The sequence below is a fragment of the Bradyrhizobium sp. USDA3010 genome (genome assembly GCF_056429065.1).
In genome coordinates, this window is the sequence record NZ_JBWJZD010000033.1 from 76,127 (window position 1) to 93,930 (window position 17,804).

General features: G+C 62.1%; 14 protein-coding genes and 3 pseudogenes. 8 read left to right on the plus strand and 9 right to left on the minus strand.

The features are described 5' to 3' along the window. Window positions 1–2 precede the first annotated feature (2 nt). A pseudogene (locus AC066Y_RS34685) lies at window positions 3–982 on the minus strand (YeiH family protein). A gap of 884 nt (window positions 983–1,866) precedes the next feature. Between AC066Y_RS34685 and AC066Y_RS34690 the strand changes: the two are divergent. Next, window positions 1,867–2,445 carry an NADPH-dependent FMN reductase gene (locus AC066Y_RS34690; protein WP_478277795.1) on the plus strand — a complete coding sequence of 193 codons (579 nt, stop codon included), beginning with the start codon at window positions 1,867–1,869 and terminating at the stop codon, window positions 2,443–2,445. A gap of 108 nt (window positions 2,446–2,553) precedes the next feature. Here the strand turns inward: AC066Y_RS34690 and AC066Y_RS34695 are convergent, their stop codons facing one another. From AC066Y_RS34695 to AC066Y_RS34705, 3 genes are all read right to left on the minus strand, one after another. Then, on the minus strand, window positions 2,554–3,393 hold the full coding sequence (locus tag AC066Y_RS34695) for a CYTH domain-containing protein (protein WP_478277796.1): 840 nt from the start codon (window positions 3,391–3,393) through the stop codon (window positions 2,554–2,556). Window positions 3,394–3,632: 239 nt separating this feature from the next. Further along, entirely contained in the window at window positions 3,633–3,755 is a 123-nt protein-coding gene (locus AC066Y_RS34700; RefSeq protein ID WP_478277797.1) for a hypothetical protein, read from the minus strand. Between the two features lie 38 nt (window positions 3,756–3,793). Further along, entirely contained in the window at window positions 3,794–4,684 is an 891-nt protein-coding gene (locus AC066Y_RS34705) for an SDR family oxidoreductase (RefSeq protein ID WP_478277798.1), read from the minus strand. 106 nt (window positions 4,685–4,790) lie between these two features. On the opposite strand from AC066Y_RS34705, the gene AC066Y_RS34710 reads away from it, so the two are divergent. Both AC066Y_RS34710 and AC066Y_RS34715 read left to right on the plus strand, forming a co-directional pair. Then, entirely contained in the window at window positions 4,791–5,897 is a 1,107-nt protein-coding gene (locus AC066Y_RS34710) for an AraC family transcriptional regulator (RefSeq protein ID WP_478277799.1), read from the plus strand. A 142-nt stretch (window positions 5,898–6,039) separates the two neighbouring features. Continuing rightward, window positions 6,040–6,496, plus strand: a pseudogene (locus AC066Y_RS34715) (VOC family protein). 22 nt (window positions 6,497–6,518) lie between these two features. Here the strand turns inward: AC066Y_RS34715 and AC066Y_RS34720 are convergent. From AC066Y_RS34720 to AC066Y_RS34735, 4 genes and pseudogenes are all read right to left on the minus strand, one after another. After that, window positions 6,519–8,776: pseudogene (locus tag AC066Y_RS34720) on the minus strand (xanthine dehydrogenase family protein molybdopterin-binding subunit). Window positions 8,777–8,889: 113 nt separating this feature from the next. After that, window positions 8,890–9,873, minus strand: coding sequence for an FAD binding domain-containing protein (locus AC066Y_RS34725; RefSeq protein ID WP_478277800.1), 984 nt, complete (start codon window positions 9,871–9,873; stop codon window positions 8,890–8,892). Continuing rightward, window positions 9,870–10,373 carry a 2Fe-2S iron-sulfur cluster-binding protein gene (locus AC066Y_RS34730; RefSeq protein WP_478277801.1) on the minus strand — a complete coding sequence of 168 codons (504 nt, stop codon included), beginning with the start codon at window positions 10,371–10,373 and terminating at the stop codon, window positions 9,870–9,872. The genes AC066Y_RS34725 and AC066Y_RS34730 overlap by 4 nt, the downstream gene beginning before the upstream one ends. A 219-nt stretch (window positions 10,374–10,592) precedes the next feature. Beyond that, window positions 10,593–11,486 (minus strand): LysR substrate-binding domain-containing protein, encoded by an 894-nt coding sequence (locus AC066Y_RS34735; RefSeq protein ID WP_478277802.1) that lies wholly within the window; start codon window positions 11,484–11,486, stop codon window positions 10,593–10,595. 139 nt (window positions 11,487–11,625) lie between these two features. Between AC066Y_RS34735 and AC066Y_RS34740 the strand changes: the two genes are divergently transcribed. The 3 genes from AC066Y_RS34740 (at window position 11,626) to AC066Y_RS34750 (ending at window position 15,368) form a co-directional block, all read left to right on the plus strand. After that, window positions 11,626–12,675, plus strand: coding sequence for an Ldh family oxidoreductase (locus AC066Y_RS34740; RefSeq protein ID WP_478277803.1), 1,050 nt, complete (start codon window positions 11,626–11,628; stop codon window positions 12,673–12,675). Between the two features lie 84 nt (window positions 12,676–12,759). Beyond that, window positions 12,760–14,073, plus strand: coding sequence for an MFS transporter (locus tag AC066Y_RS34745; protein ID WP_478277804.1), 1,314 nt, complete (start codon window positions 12,760–12,762; stop codon window positions 14,071–14,073). Between the two features lie 59 nt (window positions 14,074–14,132). Beyond that, on the plus strand, window positions 14,133–15,368 hold the full coding sequence (locus AC066Y_RS34750) for a lactonase family protein (protein WP_478277805.1): 1,236 nt from the start codon (window positions 14,133–14,135) through the stop codon (window positions 15,366–15,368). A gap of 257 nt (window positions 15,369–15,625) precedes the next feature. On the opposite strand, the gene AC066Y_RS34755 is transcribed toward AC066Y_RS34750, so the two are convergent. Further along, entirely contained in the window at window positions 15,626–16,423 is a 798-nt protein-coding gene (locus AC066Y_RS34755) for a DJ-1/PfpI family protein (RefSeq protein ID WP_478277806.1), read from the minus strand. 79 nt (window positions 16,424–16,502) lie between these two features. Here AC066Y_RS34755 and AC066Y_RS34760 point away from each other — a divergent pair, with 79 nt between their 5' ends. Beyond that, window positions 16,503–16,904 carry a DJ-1/PfpI family protein gene (locus AC066Y_RS34760; protein ID WP_478277807.1) on the plus strand — a complete coding sequence of 134 codons (402 nt, stop codon included), beginning with the start codon at window positions 16,503–16,505 and terminating at the stop codon, window positions 16,902–16,904. Then, the gene (locus tag AC066Y_RS34765) at window positions 16,861–17,463 is read left to right on the plus strand and encodes a GlxA family transcriptional regulator (protein ID WP_478277808.1); all 603 of its coding nucleotides are present in this window, start codon (window positions 16,861–16,863) and stop codon (window positions 17,461–17,463) included. Before AC066Y_RS34760 ends, AC066Y_RS34765 begins: the two co-directional genes overlap by 44 nt. The last annotated feature ends 341 nt before the right edge of the window (window positions 17,464–17,804 follow it).

Here is a 17,804-nt window from a genome sequence, read left to right on the forward strand (position 1 = left end):
GGTCACCCCATGAGTTTGATGAGCGTCAGGCTGAAAGCTGCGATGAACAGGAAGGCGAACCCGCCCAATATAGCTGGCCGCAAACCCTTCGCGTAGAGTCTTGAGACGTCGGTCTCGAGGCCCATGGCGGCGAGTGCGATCGTGAGCAGGAACGTCGACAGAGTGACGGTTGCGCTTCTAGCGTCTGCCGGGATGGTCACGAAACTGTTGATGGCGGCCACCGCGACAAAGCCGATAGTAAACCACGGGAGGGGCGGCCTTTTGGACCCGCGCCTGGCTCCCGCCGGGGCGCGACGCTCAGGGCCAGGACCACGGGTGCAAGCAACATGACACGGGCAAGCTTGGCGACCGTTGCGATTTCGCCGGCGCGCTGGCCGTTCTGAAAGGAAGCGGCGGCCACCTGCGCGATCTCATGGATGGATGCCCCGCTCCAGAGCCCATAGGCGGCGCCTTCGAGATGCAGAAGATGCGGCAGAACGGGATAGACGAACATTGCGATCGAACCAAAGATCGTGACGCAGGCAATCGCATAGGCGACGTCCTCGTCGGATGCCTTGGTGACGCTGTTGGTCGCCACAACTGCCGAAGCACCGCAGATCGAGGTGCCCGCAGCGATCAGTTGGGTGAGCTTCCGATCGACGCCGAGCAGGCGACCGGCTGCGAGAGTGAACGCGAAGGTGGCAACGAGCGTGGCCGTCACGACGAACAGACCGATTGCGCCGACGGCCGCAAGCCGGGCCAGCGTGATCTGAAAGCCGAGCAGAACGATCGCGGACCGGAGCAGACGGCGCATGCTGAAAGCGAGTCCCGGGCCGGCGAAGGATGGCGTGCCGACAAGATTGCGCACCGCGATCCCGATCGTGATCGCGAGAATCATCGGACTGAACGTGGCGGCCCCCGGAACCCTGTGAAGCAGGTCTGCGGCGAGCGCGACGGCTCCGGCCAGCGCGACGCCAGGAATGACCGAGCGCGCCTGTTCCATATGCGACACGATGGCATCGCGGATGACGGGTTTGATTGAAGAACGGCGGAAATCGATTGCATCGGTCATTGGCGTCTCTCCAGGGGGCCACGCCAATTGTGGTTCTCGGCATCGAATTTATCTAATAGATTGATGTGGCCGTTCCGATCGTTGAAATCGATCATTTACGGGGCGATCGCTGAGCACCGGTCGCGCTGCTGAAATCCGGAAACCGTCGTCGCCGGCGCCGGTGAATGAACGCGTATTTAATCGATATCCGGGTGCGACCCACTACTTCCTCATGGCCGGTGACGTTTCACGCGATCCGCGCGGCCGTTCGCGGTCGATCGTTGTCGAGTGCTCGCGCAGCAGTCCCACATCTTGCCGCGGGCAGCCCAGGAGTTCGACAATGTGCGCTTTTCATCAATTCGGCGCTTTCGCGGCGTCGCGCGGCGAAGGGCTTCATCCGTAGCTGCATGCACTGCTCGAACGGGTGGCGACGTCACCGGCTTCGGAGCTCTCGATGCGCCATGATGGCCTGGTTCAGGCCGGACCGGATCCGGAGCCAGAAATCGGATCGCCGCGCAGCAACGTGGTTCTGCCCTCGCGATGACCAGCCAATCGACAGGCGCGCCTGAACAGAATTTTAGTGGTGACGCGGTGGCCGCTTCCTACTTCCAGATCGTTCGTACAATGTAAGGAGACGATCATGACCTCTACCACATCGGCAACTGCATTCGCGACCGACCACGACAAGTGGATCAGTTGTTCGCACTGGGGCATGTTTCCGGAGCGCCGCAAAGTGCGCTGACCCGGTAATCAGACCGGTTCGAATTCGGTTCTGGCGTGCGGATCATCAGCTTGTCTCGACCCAGGTTCAGTAGGTGCAGCGCGATGGAGATCGTATGATGCCTGCAGCCCCGACCCGTCTTGTTGGCCTGCCGGGCAGCCTTCGCAAGGGGGCCTTTTCGCGAGCAACCCTGGCCGGTTTGCGCGATGTCCTTCCAGGCAAGACGAGCCTCGAGATATTGAGTCCGAAGCTTCCCCTCTACAACGAGGATGAGGATGGAAACCATGCTTCGGACGAGGTGCGGGAGTTTCGGGATGCGATAGCATACAGCGACGGCTTGATCATCGTCACACCGGAATACAATCACGGCATGCCGGGAGTCCTGAAGAATGCACTGGACTGGGCGTCCCGCCCGTATGGGAAGTCCGTTCTGATCGACAAGCCAGTCCTGGTGATATCGGTTTCCCCGGCCTTCACCGGTGGCGTTCGAGCCCACGCGCAGGTCAATGAGACGCTGCTTTCGATCCCCGCTCGTCTCGTTGGCGGAGCGCAGGTCGTCATCGGGAACGTCTCGGAGAAGCTGTCGCAGGGGAGGCTGGATCAATCGTTCCTCAGCTTTGCAATACAGTCCGTCGAGCGGTTGGTCGAGCGTACGCGAAACGCCGATCGCGCCTCTCGGAAAATTCCTGCTTGATGGCCTGGCCGCCCCGGCGCAGCAGATCGTCGCGCGTCGCTGGCTCAATCTTCTCGTTCATGAACACGTCGAGCTCGCGCGCCGGCGCGAGCTCGCCGGTCAACCACTTCAGCTGTGCCTTGATTTTCTGCGTGCTTGCGCCAGACAGGAGTTTTGAAAAAGCGAGATCTCCGCGCGCAACCGCCGCAGTCCGACCCGCATCTGATGAATGCCTTCCGGATCGGAGTTGCGGACCGCGTCGGCGTTTCGCAAAAAATGCCGGACGGTGGAGCGTGCGATGGCCCGGAATGCCTCGTTCGCAGTCATGTCGTTGTTCAGCTCGATCGCTTCGGCGAAGACGACGTGCTGGTCGTTGCCGCCGGCGAGATCATACCCCCGCTCGGCTTTTGACTGCAGATCAAGCTCGGCTCCCGACTTTCGCTCGATCGCCTTTGCAACTCGGAACAAGTCGGTAAGGCGACCGCTTTTCAGTTCCAGCTCAAGCTCCTCGACCGGATTCGATCGGCGTCCGGCGATGATGTTGCCAAGGTCGATTGCAAGCTCGATCTCGCTCCGTTTGGTGCGGACAGGTAGTGTGATGCGATGGACGGACGTCTTGAAGATCGGCTTCAGCTTGCGGCGGAGCTTTTTGGGCGCGAACTGCTCGAGCGGCGTGCCGTCGGCCTTGCCGAGATCGGGCACATCGTCCACTATCTCCGTTTCCCATTCACCTCGGCCGAACTGCGCAGCGTTCGCCGACTTGACCGTCTGGATCTGCTTCTCGCCATCTTGCCGCACGCGAAGCGAAAGGCCATGGCGCTTCAGCTTGTGCTTTGCCGTATCGAAATAGGTCGACACCAAATCGCTCTCGGTCCGCTCACCGACCTTGCCGCCCGCAATCTGCGATTTCGTTAGTGCCTTCAGGCTACGCGCCGGTATGCGGAATTTCAGTTCCGTTTCGACCGCCATGGTGCCCCCCTCAGGGCTTCGTCAGGCTGGATCATATCCCCCACATGGATCAACGCACGAGAGCCATTCAAGAGGCCGGGATGCCGGCAATTTTCTTACTAGTTCACCGCTTCGTTGCGATAGGTCAACAGCCATTGCTTCCCTGGACCGCAACTTCAAATTCTCGATGCCACGGGAATAGGCTGAGTAAGCGTGGAAGATTTCGCCAGTCTCGTTTTTGGCAAATATGCTGGCGCCGATCATTCTTCGCTGCTCTTGAGCTGGATCGTGTCGTAATTGAACTTGGCTGTGCCAGCAGCCAGGTCCTCCTTTTTGAAAGAGACCCCGAAATCAAAATTGAAGTCGCTGCCAAAGGACGACACCCAGGGAAAGGTCCAGCCTCAATGGGATTGCAGGCTGCTCAGGCGCCGAAATAGTCCGATTGCGTTAGATCTTCGAGGAGCCCCGGCTGCTTCGGCGTCCAATCCAGGATCGCGCGCGTGCGCTCGCTGCTGGTCGGCGCGTCGAGGCCGACGAACGGTGCGAACCACCCGAAATGCTCGCCTGCCTCATCGGCGGATTTGGAGACCAGGGGTAGATCAAGCTGGCGCGCGATCGCCTCGGCGATGTCCTTTAGCGCCACGCCCTGTTCGGCGACGGCGTGAAACGGTCCGTCGACAGCGTGATCCAGCGCGAGGCGGAACACCCGGGCGGCGTCGAGCCGATGCACGGCCGGCCAGCGGTTCTGGCCATTGCCGATATAGGCCGACACGCCCTTGTCGCGGGCGATGCCGGCAAGCCGCGGCACGAAGCCATGATCGCCGACGCCGTGCACCGTTGGAGCAAGGCGTACTGTCGTTGCCCGGACACCGCGACTGCGAAGCCCTTCGACGACAGCTTCTGACGCGCGCGGGAAGCTCTCCGTCACGGGTGGCGCCACATCGGCCTCGGTGGCGAGCCGTCCGGGCGCGAGCAGGGCGACGCCAGAGGTGACGATCAGCGGCCGCTCCGACCGTTCGAGTTCCGCGCCCAACACCTCGATGGCGCGCTTGTCGGCCGCGCAGTTCTCGGCGAAGCGCGACCAGTCATGGTTGAAGGCGGTGTGGACCACGGCATCGGCCTGTGCCGAGGCGGCGCGGAGCACCTCGATATCCTCGATCGAGCCGCGCACCACCTGCGCGCCTGTGGCCGCGAGCCTTTGCGCACTGGCAGCGGAGCGGGCAAGTCCCGCGACCTGGTGGCCCTCCGCGATGAGGTCCTCGACCACGGCGGAGCCGACCCATCCGGTCGCACCGGTCACAAATATCCGCATGACGTTTCTCCTTGTTCAAAATTGCCTCCCAATCTAGGCGGTTGATCCGGAACGATCCACGCCGTAGAGTCCGCATATGGTTCTCAATCGTTCAGAAAATGCGCAGATGGATCCGCTCTCCGATGTGCTCGCGCTTCTCAAGCTGCGCAGCTACGTGTCGGGCGGTTTCGACGCGGGCGGAGATTGGGCGATCAGCTTCGGGCCGCATGACGGGATCAAGTTCCACGCCGTCGTAAACGGATCCTGCTGGCTCTCGGTCGAGGGCGAAGCACCGGTGCAAGTGATTGCCGGCGAATGTTTCCTGCTCCCGCGAGGCCGGCCCTTCAGCATCGCCAGCGACCTGTCGCTGGAGCCTGTCCAAGTCAGCCAGGTTTTGCCGCCGCGGCCCAATGGCCGCATTCTTACCTATAATGGCGGCGGGGATTACTTAAGCATCGGCGGCTATTTCACGCTCTCGGAAGGACAGGCCGAGCTGCTTCTGAACATGCTTCCGCCGTTTCTCCACATTCGCGACCAGCCGAACAGCGCGACCTTGCGCTGGTGCGTCGAGCGCATGCGGCAGGAACTTGTCGAGGGCCAACCCGGCGATTTCATCATCGCCCAGCAGCTGGCGACGATCGTCCTGGTGCAGGCGCTGCGGCTTTATCATTCCGATCGAACGACGCAAGAAGCGGGATGGCTCTTCGCCCTCGCGGACAAGCGGCTGGGCGCGGCCATTGCGGCGATGCACGGAGCGCCGGGAGAACGGTGGACGCTCCAGACACTCTCCAGAGAGGCGGGTATGTCGCGCACCGCCTTTGCGGTGACGTTCAAGGAGAGGGTTGGCCTCTCGCCAATGGAATATCTGACCCGCTGGCGCATGATGCAGGCGGCAGACAGGCTGACCTCGACGCGCCAGTCGCTTGCCGAGATCGGGTTGGCGCTCGGCTATGAGTCCGAGAAGTCCTTCAGCACGGCGTTCAAGCGGGTCATGAACTGCTCGCCGCGCCAATATGGTCGCCGGCAAGGGGAGCCGGGAGCGAAAGGACTCCGCTTCGCATCCGGTAATGAACAAACGACTGCTGGGCTTCTTTCAGCCGAGGCGACGGATAGATCCGCGGCCGCCGCGCCTCGCCGCGTTCGATCGCCGGACGAACTACCCGAAGGAGTGAGAGCGCAGAAACCGTTTGCGCCCGCGCATACCGCGCCGACGGCAGTCCGACATGGCGGGTGAACGCGACGCTGCGCGCGCAGATCGGCCGACAGGGCTAGGGGCATCGGGCTCTCCTCATCGCGGAAAGCCGCGTAAGCAATCAAAACCCCGTCCAACGCTACCGTTCAGCAGCTACACCATCACCAGGGACCCGACCGAAATCATGACTAAAAGCAAATTGCTGCGAATGGACAATGTCGGCATCCTGGTGGAACCTCTCGATGATACGGTTTCTTTTTTCACCGAGTTTGGCTTGACGCTTTGGGGGGCGAGCAATGGTTGAAGGAGAATGGGCCGGACGCATCTCTGGACTGGGTAATCAGCACGTCGAGATCGCCGTGATGGTCACTCCCGACGGCCACAGCCGCCTCGAGCTCTCGCGTTTTCTCGATCCGTCTGTAGTCGCCGATCACCGGAATGCGCCGGTGAACGCCCTCGGCTACCTGCTTGCAATGTTCACAGTGAGCGACGTCGACGAAACACATACCAGACTCCGCAAGCATGGTGCGCAGTTCGTCGGCGAAGTGGTTCAGTACGAGAATTCGTATCGGCTCTGCTACATCCGCGGCCCCGAAGGCCTTCTCATCGGACTGGCAGAACCACTCGGTAGTAAGCAGTAACGGCTAGCGTCCGCCGGCCCCCTTAGATCAGCTTGTCGACCGTGATCGGCAGATCACGCACGCGCTTGCCTGTGGCGTTGAAGACGGCGTTCGCCACTGCCGCGCCGACGCCGGTGATACTGATCTCGCCGATGCCTCGCGCGCCCATTGGCGCCCTCGGATCGGGTATGTCGGTCCAGATCACCTCGATTTCCGGCACGTCCATATGCACAGGTACGTGATAGTCGGACAGGTTCGGATTCATGATGCGGGCGTTGCGCTCGTCGAGCTGCGTCTCCTCCATCAGTGCGAGGCCCAACCCCATGATGATGCCGCCACGGAACTGGCTTGCCGCGGTCTTGGCATTGAGGATGCGGCCGCAATCGAACGACCCGAGGAACCGGCCGATGCGGATTTCGCCGGTCACCTCGCTGACGCGCGCCTCGCAGAACTGCGCACCGAACGAATGCACCGACCAATGAAGCATCTCCAGCGGCAGGGGCGCGCTGGCTTCGGCGACCACCTCATCGCGCCGCGCGCGGGAGAGGATCGAGACATAGCTTTCGCGTCGGCCGGGTTCGTCGCGCTTGCGCAAGCCGGCATCCGCACTCTCGACTTGGCTGGCCTTGAGGCCTGCAAGCGGCGAATGCTCGCCGGCGAACTCGAGCAGGTCGGCCACCAACTTCTGATGCGCGGCCATGACCGCCGCGCCAATCGACGCTGTCTGCTGCGAAGCGATCGCCGGCGCCGTGCCGGGCAAGGACGAGTCTCCATATGCGAAGGTCACGTTCTCGATCGGCAAACCGAGCCGCTCGGCGCAAATCTGCGTCTGCACTGTGGCGGTGCCCATGCCCATCTCGTGCGCCGCAGTCTCGATCTTCGCGTGACCGTCTTTGTTGAGCGTAATGCGAGCCGCGCCGCCCGGCATGCGAACGTAGGGGTAGGCCGCGGTTGCGCAGCCCATTCCGATCAGCCACTCGCCTTCGCGGCGGGCGGCTGGCTTAGGATTGCGCTTACTCCATCCAAAGCGCTCGGCGCCGATGCGATAGGCCTCAGTCAGATGACGCGCGGAAAAGGGCCGGCCGGATGTCGGATTTTTGTCGGGCTCGTTGCGAAGCCTGAGCTCGATCGGGTCGATGTTCATCGCCGCGGCGAGTTCGTCGATGGCGCATTCCAGCGCGAAACTGCCCACGGCGTCGCCCGGGGCCCGCATGTAGGTGTTCACCAGCATGTCCATGTCCGCGACCTGGACATCCAGATCCATCGCGCGGCTCGCGTAGAGCGCCCGCGTGGATGCGATGAACGCCTCCGGCAGGCTGCTATGAGGGGTCATCGCCGACATGCCTGTGTGGATCAACGCCTCGAAGTGCCCGTCGGCCCGCGCGGCGAGCGCAACACGCTGCTCGGTGGCGGCCCGTCCGCCGACCGTCCGGTAGACGCCTTCGCGCGAGAGCATGACCCGCACCGGGCGTCCGGCAAGCTTTGCGGCGGCTGCGGCCAGGAGTTTATATTGCCACTGCATTACTTGCCTCCGAAGCCGCCGCCGACAAACGGCACGCTGACGTGGATCTGCTCCTCCTTGAGGCCGAAGTTCTTCGCGAAAGCCTGCGTCGTTTGCCGGATGCTTTGGGTGCAGTCGTGCACCGTGAGTTCTTCCCCGGACCAAGCGAGGGTGGCCGCATGCAGCTCCATCGCGTTGTGGTTCTGGAACGGCGTGCGATAGACCTGGTCGACTTTGAACGGAGCAGCGGCGAGCGCGGTGTCCGCATCGCCGATCCGGTTGTAGAGTGGCTCGCCGAAATAGGGCACGCGGCGCGCGCGCGCCTTGGCGGCCGTGAACGTGGTTATTGCCGGCTCGGTTTCATAGGTGGCCTCGATCAGCGAGCTGGCATGATCCGCGTGCTCTTGGGTTTCAGCCAGGACGACAGCGATCGGCTGCCCATTCCAATAGATGCGATCGTCCTGCATCGGCACCAGCTGGTCGCCCGCCTCGGCCGTGGCTTTATGCAGGGCCGGCACATTCTTGTGCGTCATCACCAAGACGACACCGGCTGCGCGCTCGGCCGCGCTCGTATCCAAGGTCGCGATGCGTCCTTTGGCGATGGTGCTGAAGGCGAACGCCGCATAGACCAAGCCTTCAAGGGGCACTTCGGCGGCGTAGCGCGCGGCGCCCTGGACCTTGAGCGGCCCATCGACGCGTGACACCGGCGCGCCCATCAGGCCGCGCCTGTCGATCAACGGATCGGGCGTGCCGCCCGGGATCAGGCTTTCGGGCGCGAGCTCGGCTGCGGTACGAAACATCCGCATGAAGCCGATATTGTTCAGGGCCGCGCCTATGCCGGCGGCGCCGACGCCACCGAGCAAAAGACGCCGTGTGAGGACGCCGCGGCGGCGAGGAACAGGGCTGTCCATGATCAGGTCCTCCCCGTGAGATCGCTGAGCACTGCGATCATGGTCCGTTTGGCGAGCGTAATTTTGAACCCGTTGTCGGCGAGCGGCTTGGCATCGGCCAGTTCGGCCTCGGCTGCGGCCCGGAAGCTTTCGATTACGGCCGGTCTGCCTCTGAGCGCCGCCTCGGCTTTCCATGCGCGCCAAGGCTTCGTTCCAATGCCGCCGAGCGCAAGGCGGACGTCCTGCACCGTTCCCCGGTCGAGCTTCACGGCAGCGGCGACGGAGACCAGCGCGAAGGCGAAGCTCGCACGGTCGCGCACCTTCCGGTAGGCGGATCGTGCCGCGAACGGGAGCGCAGGAACCTCGATGGCCGTGATCAGATCGCCATGCCCGAGCATCGTCTCGCGATCGGGGCGGTGCTCGGGCAAGCGATGCAAGTCCGTGAGGGGCAGGCTGCGCTCGCCGCCTGCGTTCCTGACATGCACGATGGCGCCAAGTGCTGCCAGCGCGACGCACATGTCGGACGGATGGGTCGCGATGCAGGCTTCGGACGTCCCCAGGATTGCATGGCCGCGATTGATGCCGCCGATCGCATCGCAGCCTTGCCCAGGCGATCGCTTGTTACAGCGCGATCCGTTCTCGTCGTAGAAATAGGCGCAGTGCGTGCGCTGCAGGAGATTGCCGGCAACGGTCGCCATGTTGCGGATCTGCGGCGAAGCGCCGGAGAGGATGGCTCGAACGAGCAACGGATAGCGCGTGCGCACGATCGGATGCTCCGCGACCGCCGTGTTGCGAGCCGCCGCGCCGATCAGCACGCTCCCGTCCGCTCTGGCCTCGATCGTTGTCGATAGGCTCGACACATCGATAAGAGCGCTCGGCGCCTCGATCATCTCGCGCATGAGATCGACGAGATTGGTGCCGCCGCCGAGATACTTGGCGTTCTCGGCCAGACCGCGGCGCACGGCGTCACCATCGTCGGCGGCGCGAAGATAGTTGAATGGGATCATTGGGCATGCTCCGCATAAACCGCACGGATTGCCGCGATGATGCCGTTGTGCGCTCCGCAGCGGCACAGATTGCCGCTCATGCGTTCGCGCAGCTCGTCGCCGGTGAGAGGGATCGTGCGCATCGACAGATCACTGGTGACGTGGCTCGGCGCGCCGCGCTTCGCTTCTGCTGCCATGCCCACCGCCGAACAGATCTGGCCGGGGGTGCAGTAGCCACATTGGAAACCGTCGTGCTCGATGAATGCTTGCTGGAGCGGATGCAGCGTTCCTTCGGGTGAGAGACCTTCGATGGTCGTGACTATGCGCCCATCATATTGCACGGCCAGCGCCAGGCAGGACAGGATGCGTTCGCCGTCCACTAGGACCGTGCAGGCGCCGCACGCGCCTTGGTTACAGCCCTTTTTTGTGCCGGTGAGTTTCAGATGATCACGCAGAAGATCTAGCAACGAAACGCGCGGATCATCGGGAAGAAGTGCTGCGGAGCCGTTGATGGTTATCATAGCAGGTCACTTTCACGCCGATCGAGCGGCGGCACACTCTCTGTTGAGCAGGCTAAGGTGCTGCGTGCGGACGATCTAGGCTCGATCGTCCACATTTAGTTACCATTCGTTCAGTTCACGATTTGGAGCGAGTAGTGAAGAAGGCAGGCCTGCGGCGCTGCACGATGATCAAGAGCAGGGCTAAAACGGACAGGTGCATCTTTGCCCGGCAATTCGCAGTTAAGTCACGGCTGCCCGTGCTGCGCCGCCGAGTGCAAGGACGGTTTCCTGTTCCACGACTTGGATTAGCCGCGCGTGAGCGGAGGCAATCGGCCAGAGCAATCCTAACTCGCGTTGCGGCGCCGGCTCGGGAAGGGTGCATTTTTTAATCGAAAGTCCCTCGGGCCACGGCAAAACCCGATCCGGCACGAGCGAGATGCCGATGCCGCGGTGCACGAGCACAGCAATCGCATCCAGCGCGTCGAGTTCGATGCGATCGTTCGGCCGGATGCGCTGCTGCCGCAGATAGTTCTCCGCGATCTGGCCGGACCATAAAGAGCGGTCATAGCGCACCAGCGGTCGCTCTCTCAGAAGTCGAAGCGGGTCACTGATGGGCTCGGAGCTGGATGCGATAACGACATAAGGCTCCGCCCTGAGCGGCCGCCACACGAAGCTCTTCGGGAGCCTGAACGGCGGATGGAACATGAAGGCTCCGTCGACCTCTGCGGCGTTCAGTTTTGCGAAAACCTGGGCGGACGAGCCTTTCTGGACGACGATTTCCAGTTCGGGATACTTTTGCGCTAGCGCCGGAAGCACATCGCACAGCACCGTGGCGATCGCGGTCTGCGCGACGCCGAGCCGCAATTGCCCCCGAGGCTGCTCCTCATCTTGCAGCGTTCTCAGGTCGCGAAGATCGCGCAGGAGACCGGCCGCGCGGAGCGCGACCGCTTCGCCAGCGGGCGTGGGCTTGGCCGTGCGCCCGGAGCGGGTCATGAGGGCGAAGCCGAGTTCCCCCTCCAGGGCTCTGATCCGAAGGGCGAGCGTGGTCGGAGCGATATTGAGCCGTCGCGCCGCCTCGGCAACCGAACCGCTCTCGGCGACCGCGACGAAGGACTCGAGAAAGCGTGTGTCCATAGAGCAGGATTCCTGTGATCTGAATTTATATATTGCACAGTTTTTATGCGCTCTCCACCGACCCATAATTGCGGCCAAGAAGCCTTGGACATGACCATGCCGCGAAAGGCGCGAGCCCTTCGGGAGGAGAGGACGTTCGATGGAGGAACAAGCAAAGCGCATCTTGTCTGAGGCCGAACTCACCGAGTTGGCAACGATGGCGCTTATTGGATTGGGGCTCACCAGGGAGGACGCCGCCGACGCATCCCGCGTTCTGGTGCTTGCCGAGATGTTCGGCTTGAGCACGCATGGGGTAGGCCGCATCGAATCCTACGGGGAGCGACTTCAGATCAAGGGCATCAATCCGCGTCCGTCCATCACGTCAGAGTCCGTGGGGCCCGCCTTGGTCAGGATCGACGGCGATAACGGCGTGGGTCCATTGGTTGGAATGCGGGCGCTCGAGGCAGCAATGGAAGCGGCGAGAACGAGCGGCGTCGCCCTGGCGCTCGCCCGTGGCAGCAATCATTTCGGCCCGGTTTCGCCCTACAGTTACATCGCCGCCCAAGCGGGCTTTGCGAGCCTGATTGGCAGCAACGCGACCACGACGATTGCGCCTTGGGGCGGACGCGAGGCCCGTCTCGGCAACAGTCCATGCGGCTTCGGCTTTCCCAATCCAGGTGGCGATCCAATCATCCTGGACATGGCGATCAGCGTCGCGGCACGTGCCAAGATCCGAAACGCAGCCAAGGCGGGGCAGCCGATTCCTGACACTTGGGCGACGGACCGGTCCGGCAGACCCACCACTGACCCGAGCGAGGCGCTGAACGGTTTTCTGCTGCCGATCGGCGGCCATAAGGGATACGGCCTCGCTCTGGTCGTTGATCTGCTGGCGGGGGTGCTGTCGGGCGCCGCGTATCTCACCCATGTCAGATCCTGGGTCGATTCCCCCGAAGAGCCTCAAAATCTCGGTCACTACTTCCTCTTGATCGACACAAAGCGGCTCGGTGTCGCCGAGTGGCTGTCGGGACGAATGAACGATTTCGCGGACATCCTGCACTCCACGCCGCCCGCCGATCCGGATGCTCCCGTGTTGGTGCCAGGCGAGATCGAAAATCGAAACCTTGCCCGCGCTCGGCGCGAGGGTGTCCGTCTCGATGGGGCGCTGTTGGCGAAGCTCCAGGCCTTCGCCGAGTGCGCGTCCCCAGCGTGAACAGGGCGAGCCTTCCTGCCGCACATCACTCGGCATCATCGATAAAGCGCCTCGGCAACAAGAGGCTCAAAGAGAGGAAACACCGTGGGCGAAACAGCTGTTCTGCAGTCGACTCCTGGTAGTGAGGTCGACGCTGGCGATCTCTTGAGACGAGCCGCCTTCCGCAAAGTGATCTGGCGGATGCTGCCGATTCTGACGTTGGGCTATCTCTTCAACTTCCTCGATCGCACCAATATCGCTTTCGCCGCGTTGCAGATGAACCGCGATATCGGTCTGTCGGCGACACAGTTCGGCTGGGGCGCCGGCATCCTGTTCATCGGCTACTGCGGCTTCGAAGTGCCGAGCAATATGCTGCTCTATCGGTTCGGGGCCAGGATCTGGATCTCCCGGATCATGATCTCGTGGGGGCTACTATCCTGTGCCATGTGTCTGGTATCGGGACCGGCGAGTTTCTACCTGATGCGCTTTGCGCTGGGTGTCGCGGAAGCGGGCTTCTTTCCCGGAATTGCTTTCTTCCTCGCGGCCTGGTTTCCGGCCGAATATCGCGCCCGCATTCTGTCCTGGTTTCTGGTGGCGATTCCCGTTTCCTCCGTGATCGGAGGCCCGCTCGGCGGCGCACTGCTGGGGCTGGACGGTCACTTCGGTCTCGCCGGATGGCAGTGGCTGTTCATTATAGAGGGTTTGCCCGCCGTCTTCATTGGCGTGCTGTTGTTAAAGCTGCTCGCCGACCGCCCGCAGGATGCAGCATGGCTGACGCCCGAAGAAAAGCGCATCGTTATCGCCAGCCTCGACAGCGAGAAACGCGACCGTGCGGTCAGTCGGCTGGGCGTGGCGCTCCGCGACGTCCGGGTATGGCTTTGCACCATCGTCTACCTCGGCTTCACCGTCGGCTCGTATGGCATTCAGATCTGGCTGCCGCAGATCCTGAAGCAACAGGACTTCACCAATCTCCAGGTCGGCTGGATCTCGGCACTGCCGTATCTCGCTGCCAGCGTCGGCATGATCATCTGGGCACGCGTCGCTGACCGCACGGGTAAAAAGGTCACCAATCTCGCGACCTGCTGCTTCCTTGCCGTCGCAGGCTTTCTGCTCGCCATCGCGACAGGTCGCTTCGACCTGTCGCTGCTGGGCCTCGTGGGCGCCCTCGTTGGCGTTACCGCTGCTCGCGCGATCTTCTGGTCGATCCCCACGCGCTTCTTGACGGGCGTTGCCGCTGCTGGCGGCATCGCATTCATCAACACGATCGGCACGACCGGCGGTTTCTTTGGGCCGACCATCGTAGGCTGGCTCAAGGACACGACCGGCTCCTTCGAGGCCGGGCTGCTCGCCATGGCCGGATTTCTCGCAGTGTCGACGGTGGTCGCCCTCCTGCTCAAGTTCGTCATTCGGGACGAGTGAGAGCCGGCCCGCAATCAGGCGAAGAGGGCATAAACATCATGATCGACCGGAGAACCATCTTGACAGCTATCGCCGCAACAATCGCCGCTCCCGTCGAGTCCACGGCAGGGACTGCGCGCGAAAGAGCACAGCGACCCGTGGCGCTCTATGCGAACGTCGGTCGAGACCTCACCCGCTACGAGGTCGACCTCGACGCATTTGCTCTCGCCAGACGGGATACGATTACGCTGCCGGACAGCGTGCAATATGCTTGGCCGCGTCGCTCTGGGCAGTTTCTGTACGTTGCCACCAGCAACACCGCACCGGGCAACGGAGCCGAGCCGGGGAACCCGCATCATCTTGTGGCGCTCAGAATTGAAGAGAGCGGCGCCGTGGCACTGCACGGTGCCTCTGTGGCTCTTCCCACGCGGCCTATTCACCTGAGCACCGACATTCCGTCGGAGAACATCCTGGTCGCCTTCAACAAGCCGAGCGGTCTTCGTGTCTATCGAGTCAACAGCGACTTCACAGTAGGCGAAGAGGTGCGCCAGGCCGATCCGATCGACGCGGGCATCTACGCTCACCAGGCGCGCGTCACTCCGGACAACAACCTGGCAATCCTGGTCACCCGCGGCAACGAAGGCACTCCCACCCACGCCGAGGAGCCTGGGGCGATCAAGGTCTTCAACTACGAGCGCGGACTATTGAGCAACGAAGTCTCGATTGCTCCGGACGGTGGTCGGGATTTCGGGCCGCGCCATCTGGATTTTCATCCGACGCAGCCCTGGATGTTTCTCTCCATCGAGACGCAGAACCAGGTCGGCCTCCTTCGCATGAAGGACGGCAGGGTGGAGCCAAAGTTGCTGTACCGAACCACCACATTGGCCGAGCCCCACAGGCGGCGCGCGCGCCAGGCCGCTGGCGCGATCCATGTGCATCCAAATGGCAGATTTCTTTACGTGGCAAATCGAGCCGAACAAACTGAGGAGTTCGATGGCACTCAAGTATTCAAGGGTGGTGAAAATGGCATCGCGGTCTACGCGATCGACCAGAAGACGGGCGAGCCCGCCCCCCTACAGCATATCGAGTCACGCGGAATCCATCCGCGCACGTTTCACATCGACCCGAGCGGCCGGATGCTGGTGGCCGAGCACAACCTACCCGTCACTGTGCGCGACAGCGGCGGCTTAAAGGTTGTTGCGGCTGGGCTGTCGGTGTTCCGCATTGGCAGTGACGGTAAACTGGAGTTCGTTCGCAAATACGATATCGATGTCGGCGACAGCTCCATGTTCTGGATGGGGATGGTTGGGCTGTGAACGCGGACAGCAGGTGAGCTCGCTCGGATGGACGGTATGCGGATCGCTCATGTCTCGCAGTCGCTCCGCCGGCGTCAGAAAGCCGAGGTCCTCATCAAGCCCAACCGCGGACGTTCATCGCGCGGCGCGTCGACGCCCTGCTGAGAGACCTCTGTCTTGACAAGTGTCTTGAACGGGTGGGTCGCGTTAGTTTCCCCATGCTTCGTGGGCAATGTGAATTCGGCGGGTTCGAAGCCCTTCGCCGCTAATGCACGGAGTCATTCAGAAGCTCGCAGGCGCGCGGCAGCCTCAGCAACCTGCCGTTCCCGTTTGGCACGCCGCTCGGTTGAGGCTGCGAGAACTGCTTGAACCACCTCGGGAGGCGATGTGTATGGCGTTCCGCCTTTGAAGGGAGGCACGGGGTCATACTCCATCGCAAGCTGAATTCTCTTGGCAATTTCCTCTCCGCGGAGGTCACCCACAACGCGAAGCGCCATGTCGATGCCCGACGTGACGCCGCCCGAGGTGTAGATGTTTCCGTCGCGCGTCATGCGATCGTTTGAAACGATTGCGCCGAACTGAGTAAGCAAGTCGCGCGCTTGCCAGTGTCCCCCGGCACGCCGTCCCTTTAGAAGGCCAGCTGCGCCAAGAAGCAGTGACCCCGTACAGACGCCGAATATGTACTTGGCGCCTTGGGCCTGGCGCTTCACGAAATCGATCCAGCTGGGATCAAGCATCGCGGTGTCAATGCCAGTGCCTCCCGGAACGACCAAAATGTCGCTTCTGAGGGCAGTCTCGCGGGTCACATTCGGCAACAGCCGCAGACCACGATCAGTCCGTACAGGACCCATCGTTGCGGCAACTAGATCGACTGTCCAGCCCGGCGTGCGCGCGAGCACTTCGAAGGGGCCCGTGATGTCGAGTTGTACCATATCGGGCACGACAATCACATTGCAATGCGTAGCCGGTCCGGGGAGTGAGGGACGCGGTTCATCGGCTCCGGCACGAACTGAGCCGAGAGCGGCGATTGAGGCGCCGAGTGTCAGCACTGCGGCGTCACGACGCGTAATTTCCATAGAGAACTCCGTTCGTCTTGACAGATGTATGATCTGCGCCAAGTTGAGATTATCCTTCTGAAAACGTGATCTTATGTCTATGCCAAATACCGATCAGGTTGTGCCAAAGCGAACGGTGCTGATATTTGCCTTTCCGGGTGCTCAGATCATCGATATCGCAGGCCCGGCTCAGGTGTTCACCACGGCTAATGACGAAGGAGCAACGCCCCTCTATGACGTGCGCCTCGTCGCACTCAATCCCGGAACCATCACGACCGCCTCCGGCCTCTCGCTGTTCGCAGCCGAGATTCCTGCGACTGGAGAATTTGACACGCTCGTCGTACCCGGAGGGCCCGGCGTCCATAATCTGAAAGACGATCCGCGGATTCGAGCGACACTACATGATCTGAGCCGTCGAGCTCAGCGCGTCTGGAGCGTTTCTGCTCGCTGCGACGGGAATGCTGGACGGCCGCACTGCCGTAACTCATTGGCGTTCTTGTGAGCGACTGTCCAAAGAGTTTCCTGCTGTTAAAGTAGATCCGCTTCCGCTGTTCGCCAATGATGGTCCGATTTGGACCACTGCAGGTGTAACCGCGGGCATCGATCTCATGCTTAAGCTGGTTCAATTGGACCACAACTCGACGTTGGCGATCAAAGTCGCAAGGCGACTTGTCGTGTATATGCGGCGAGCAGGCGGACAAAAGCAGTACAGCGAACCTCTCTCGCTCCAAGCACGTGGGTCGCCGCTATACGAGAGGCTTACTCAGCGGATCGCGTCTGATCCGACCGCGCCCTGGACGGCAGACAAAATGGCGGAGGTTGTCGGCCAGTCACTCCGCACGTTTCATCGTCGATTTCGTGAAACGACAGGCAATTCTCCGGCCGAAGCAGTGGAGAAGGTAAGGTGCGAATTGGCTTATTCGCTTTTGCAGACGACTGACCTGAGCCTCGCTCAGATCGCTGACCGGACTGGGCTTGGCTCTCAGGGCAGCTTGCGTCGGGTCATGTACCGCCAATTCGGCGTCAGCCCGACTGAAATGCGCAAGCGTTTTTCGGCTTAGACGGCACCTGTTCAAGGATAGACGTAGTGGGACGAGGCGAGCACTGTCGCCCAAGCGCTCTTCAAAAGCGGAGGGCGGCTATCGCTCCGACTTGCGGCGAGGCGGTAGGGATTGGCACAACTTTGGCTCGCGAGCTGCCCCCGCCAGATCAAGTGAATAGGCTCGTTCCATAGGCTGCCGGCCTCCGAGCTAGCCAGCACCTTGTAATCAGAACTCTGATCTTCCCCCGAGAAAGTGGACTGGTTTAGGCGGCTTTTAGCTCCATTTCGATCGGGGCGATATATCCCACGGCGGAATGGAGCCTTGTTCGGTTGTAGAAGCCTTCGATGAAGGCGAAGATA

What these genes read in the sequence shown, in the direction of transcription:
- AC066Y_RS34690 (WP_478277795.1), top strand. Translation starts at nt 1,867, where the DNA reads ATGATGCCTGCAGCCCCGACCCGTCTTGTTGGCCTGCCGGGCAGCCTT.
- AC066Y_RS34695 (WP_478277796.1), bottom strand. Translation starts at nt 3,393, where the DNA reads ATGGCGGTCGAAACGGAACTGAAATTCCGCATACCGGCGCGTAGCCTG.
- AC066Y_RS34705 (WP_478277798.1), bottom strand. Translation starts at nt 4,684, where the DNA reads ATGCGGATATTTGTGACCGGTGCGACCGGATGGGTCGGCTCCGCCGTG.
- AC066Y_RS34710 (WP_478277799.1), top strand. Translation starts at nt 4,791, where the DNA reads ATGGATCCGCTCTCCGATGTGCTCGCGCTTCTCAAGCTGCGCAGCTAC.
- AC066Y_RS34725 (WP_478277800.1), bottom strand. Translation starts at nt 9,873, where the DNA reads ATGATCCCATTCAACTATCTTCGCGCCGCCGACGATGGTGACGCCGTG.
- AC066Y_RS34730 (WP_478277801.1), bottom strand. Translation starts at nt 10,373, where the DNA reads ATGATAACCATCAACGGCTCCGCAGCACTTCTTCCCGATGATCCGCGC.
- AC066Y_RS34735 (WP_478277802.1), bottom strand. Translation starts at nt 11,486, where the DNA reads ATGGACACACGCTTTCTCGAGTCCTTCGTCGCGGTCGCCGAGAGCGGT.
- AC066Y_RS34740 (WP_478277803.1), top strand. Translation starts at nt 11,626, where the DNA reads ATGGAGGAACAAGCAAAGCGCATCTTGTCTGAGGCCGAACTCACCGAG.
- AC066Y_RS34755 (WP_478277806.1), bottom strand. Translation starts at nt 16,423, where the DNA reads ATGGAAATTACGCGTCGTGACGCCGCAGTGCTGACACTCGGCGCCTCA.
- AC066Y_RS34760 (WP_478277807.1), top strand. Translation starts at nt 16,503, where the DNA reads ATGCCAAATACCGATCAGGTTGTGCCAAAGCGAACGGTGCTGATATTT.
- AC066Y_RS34765 (WP_478277808.1), top strand. Translation starts at nt 16,861, where the DNA reads ATGCTGGACGGCCGCACTGCCGTAACTCATTGGCGTTCTTGTGAGCGA.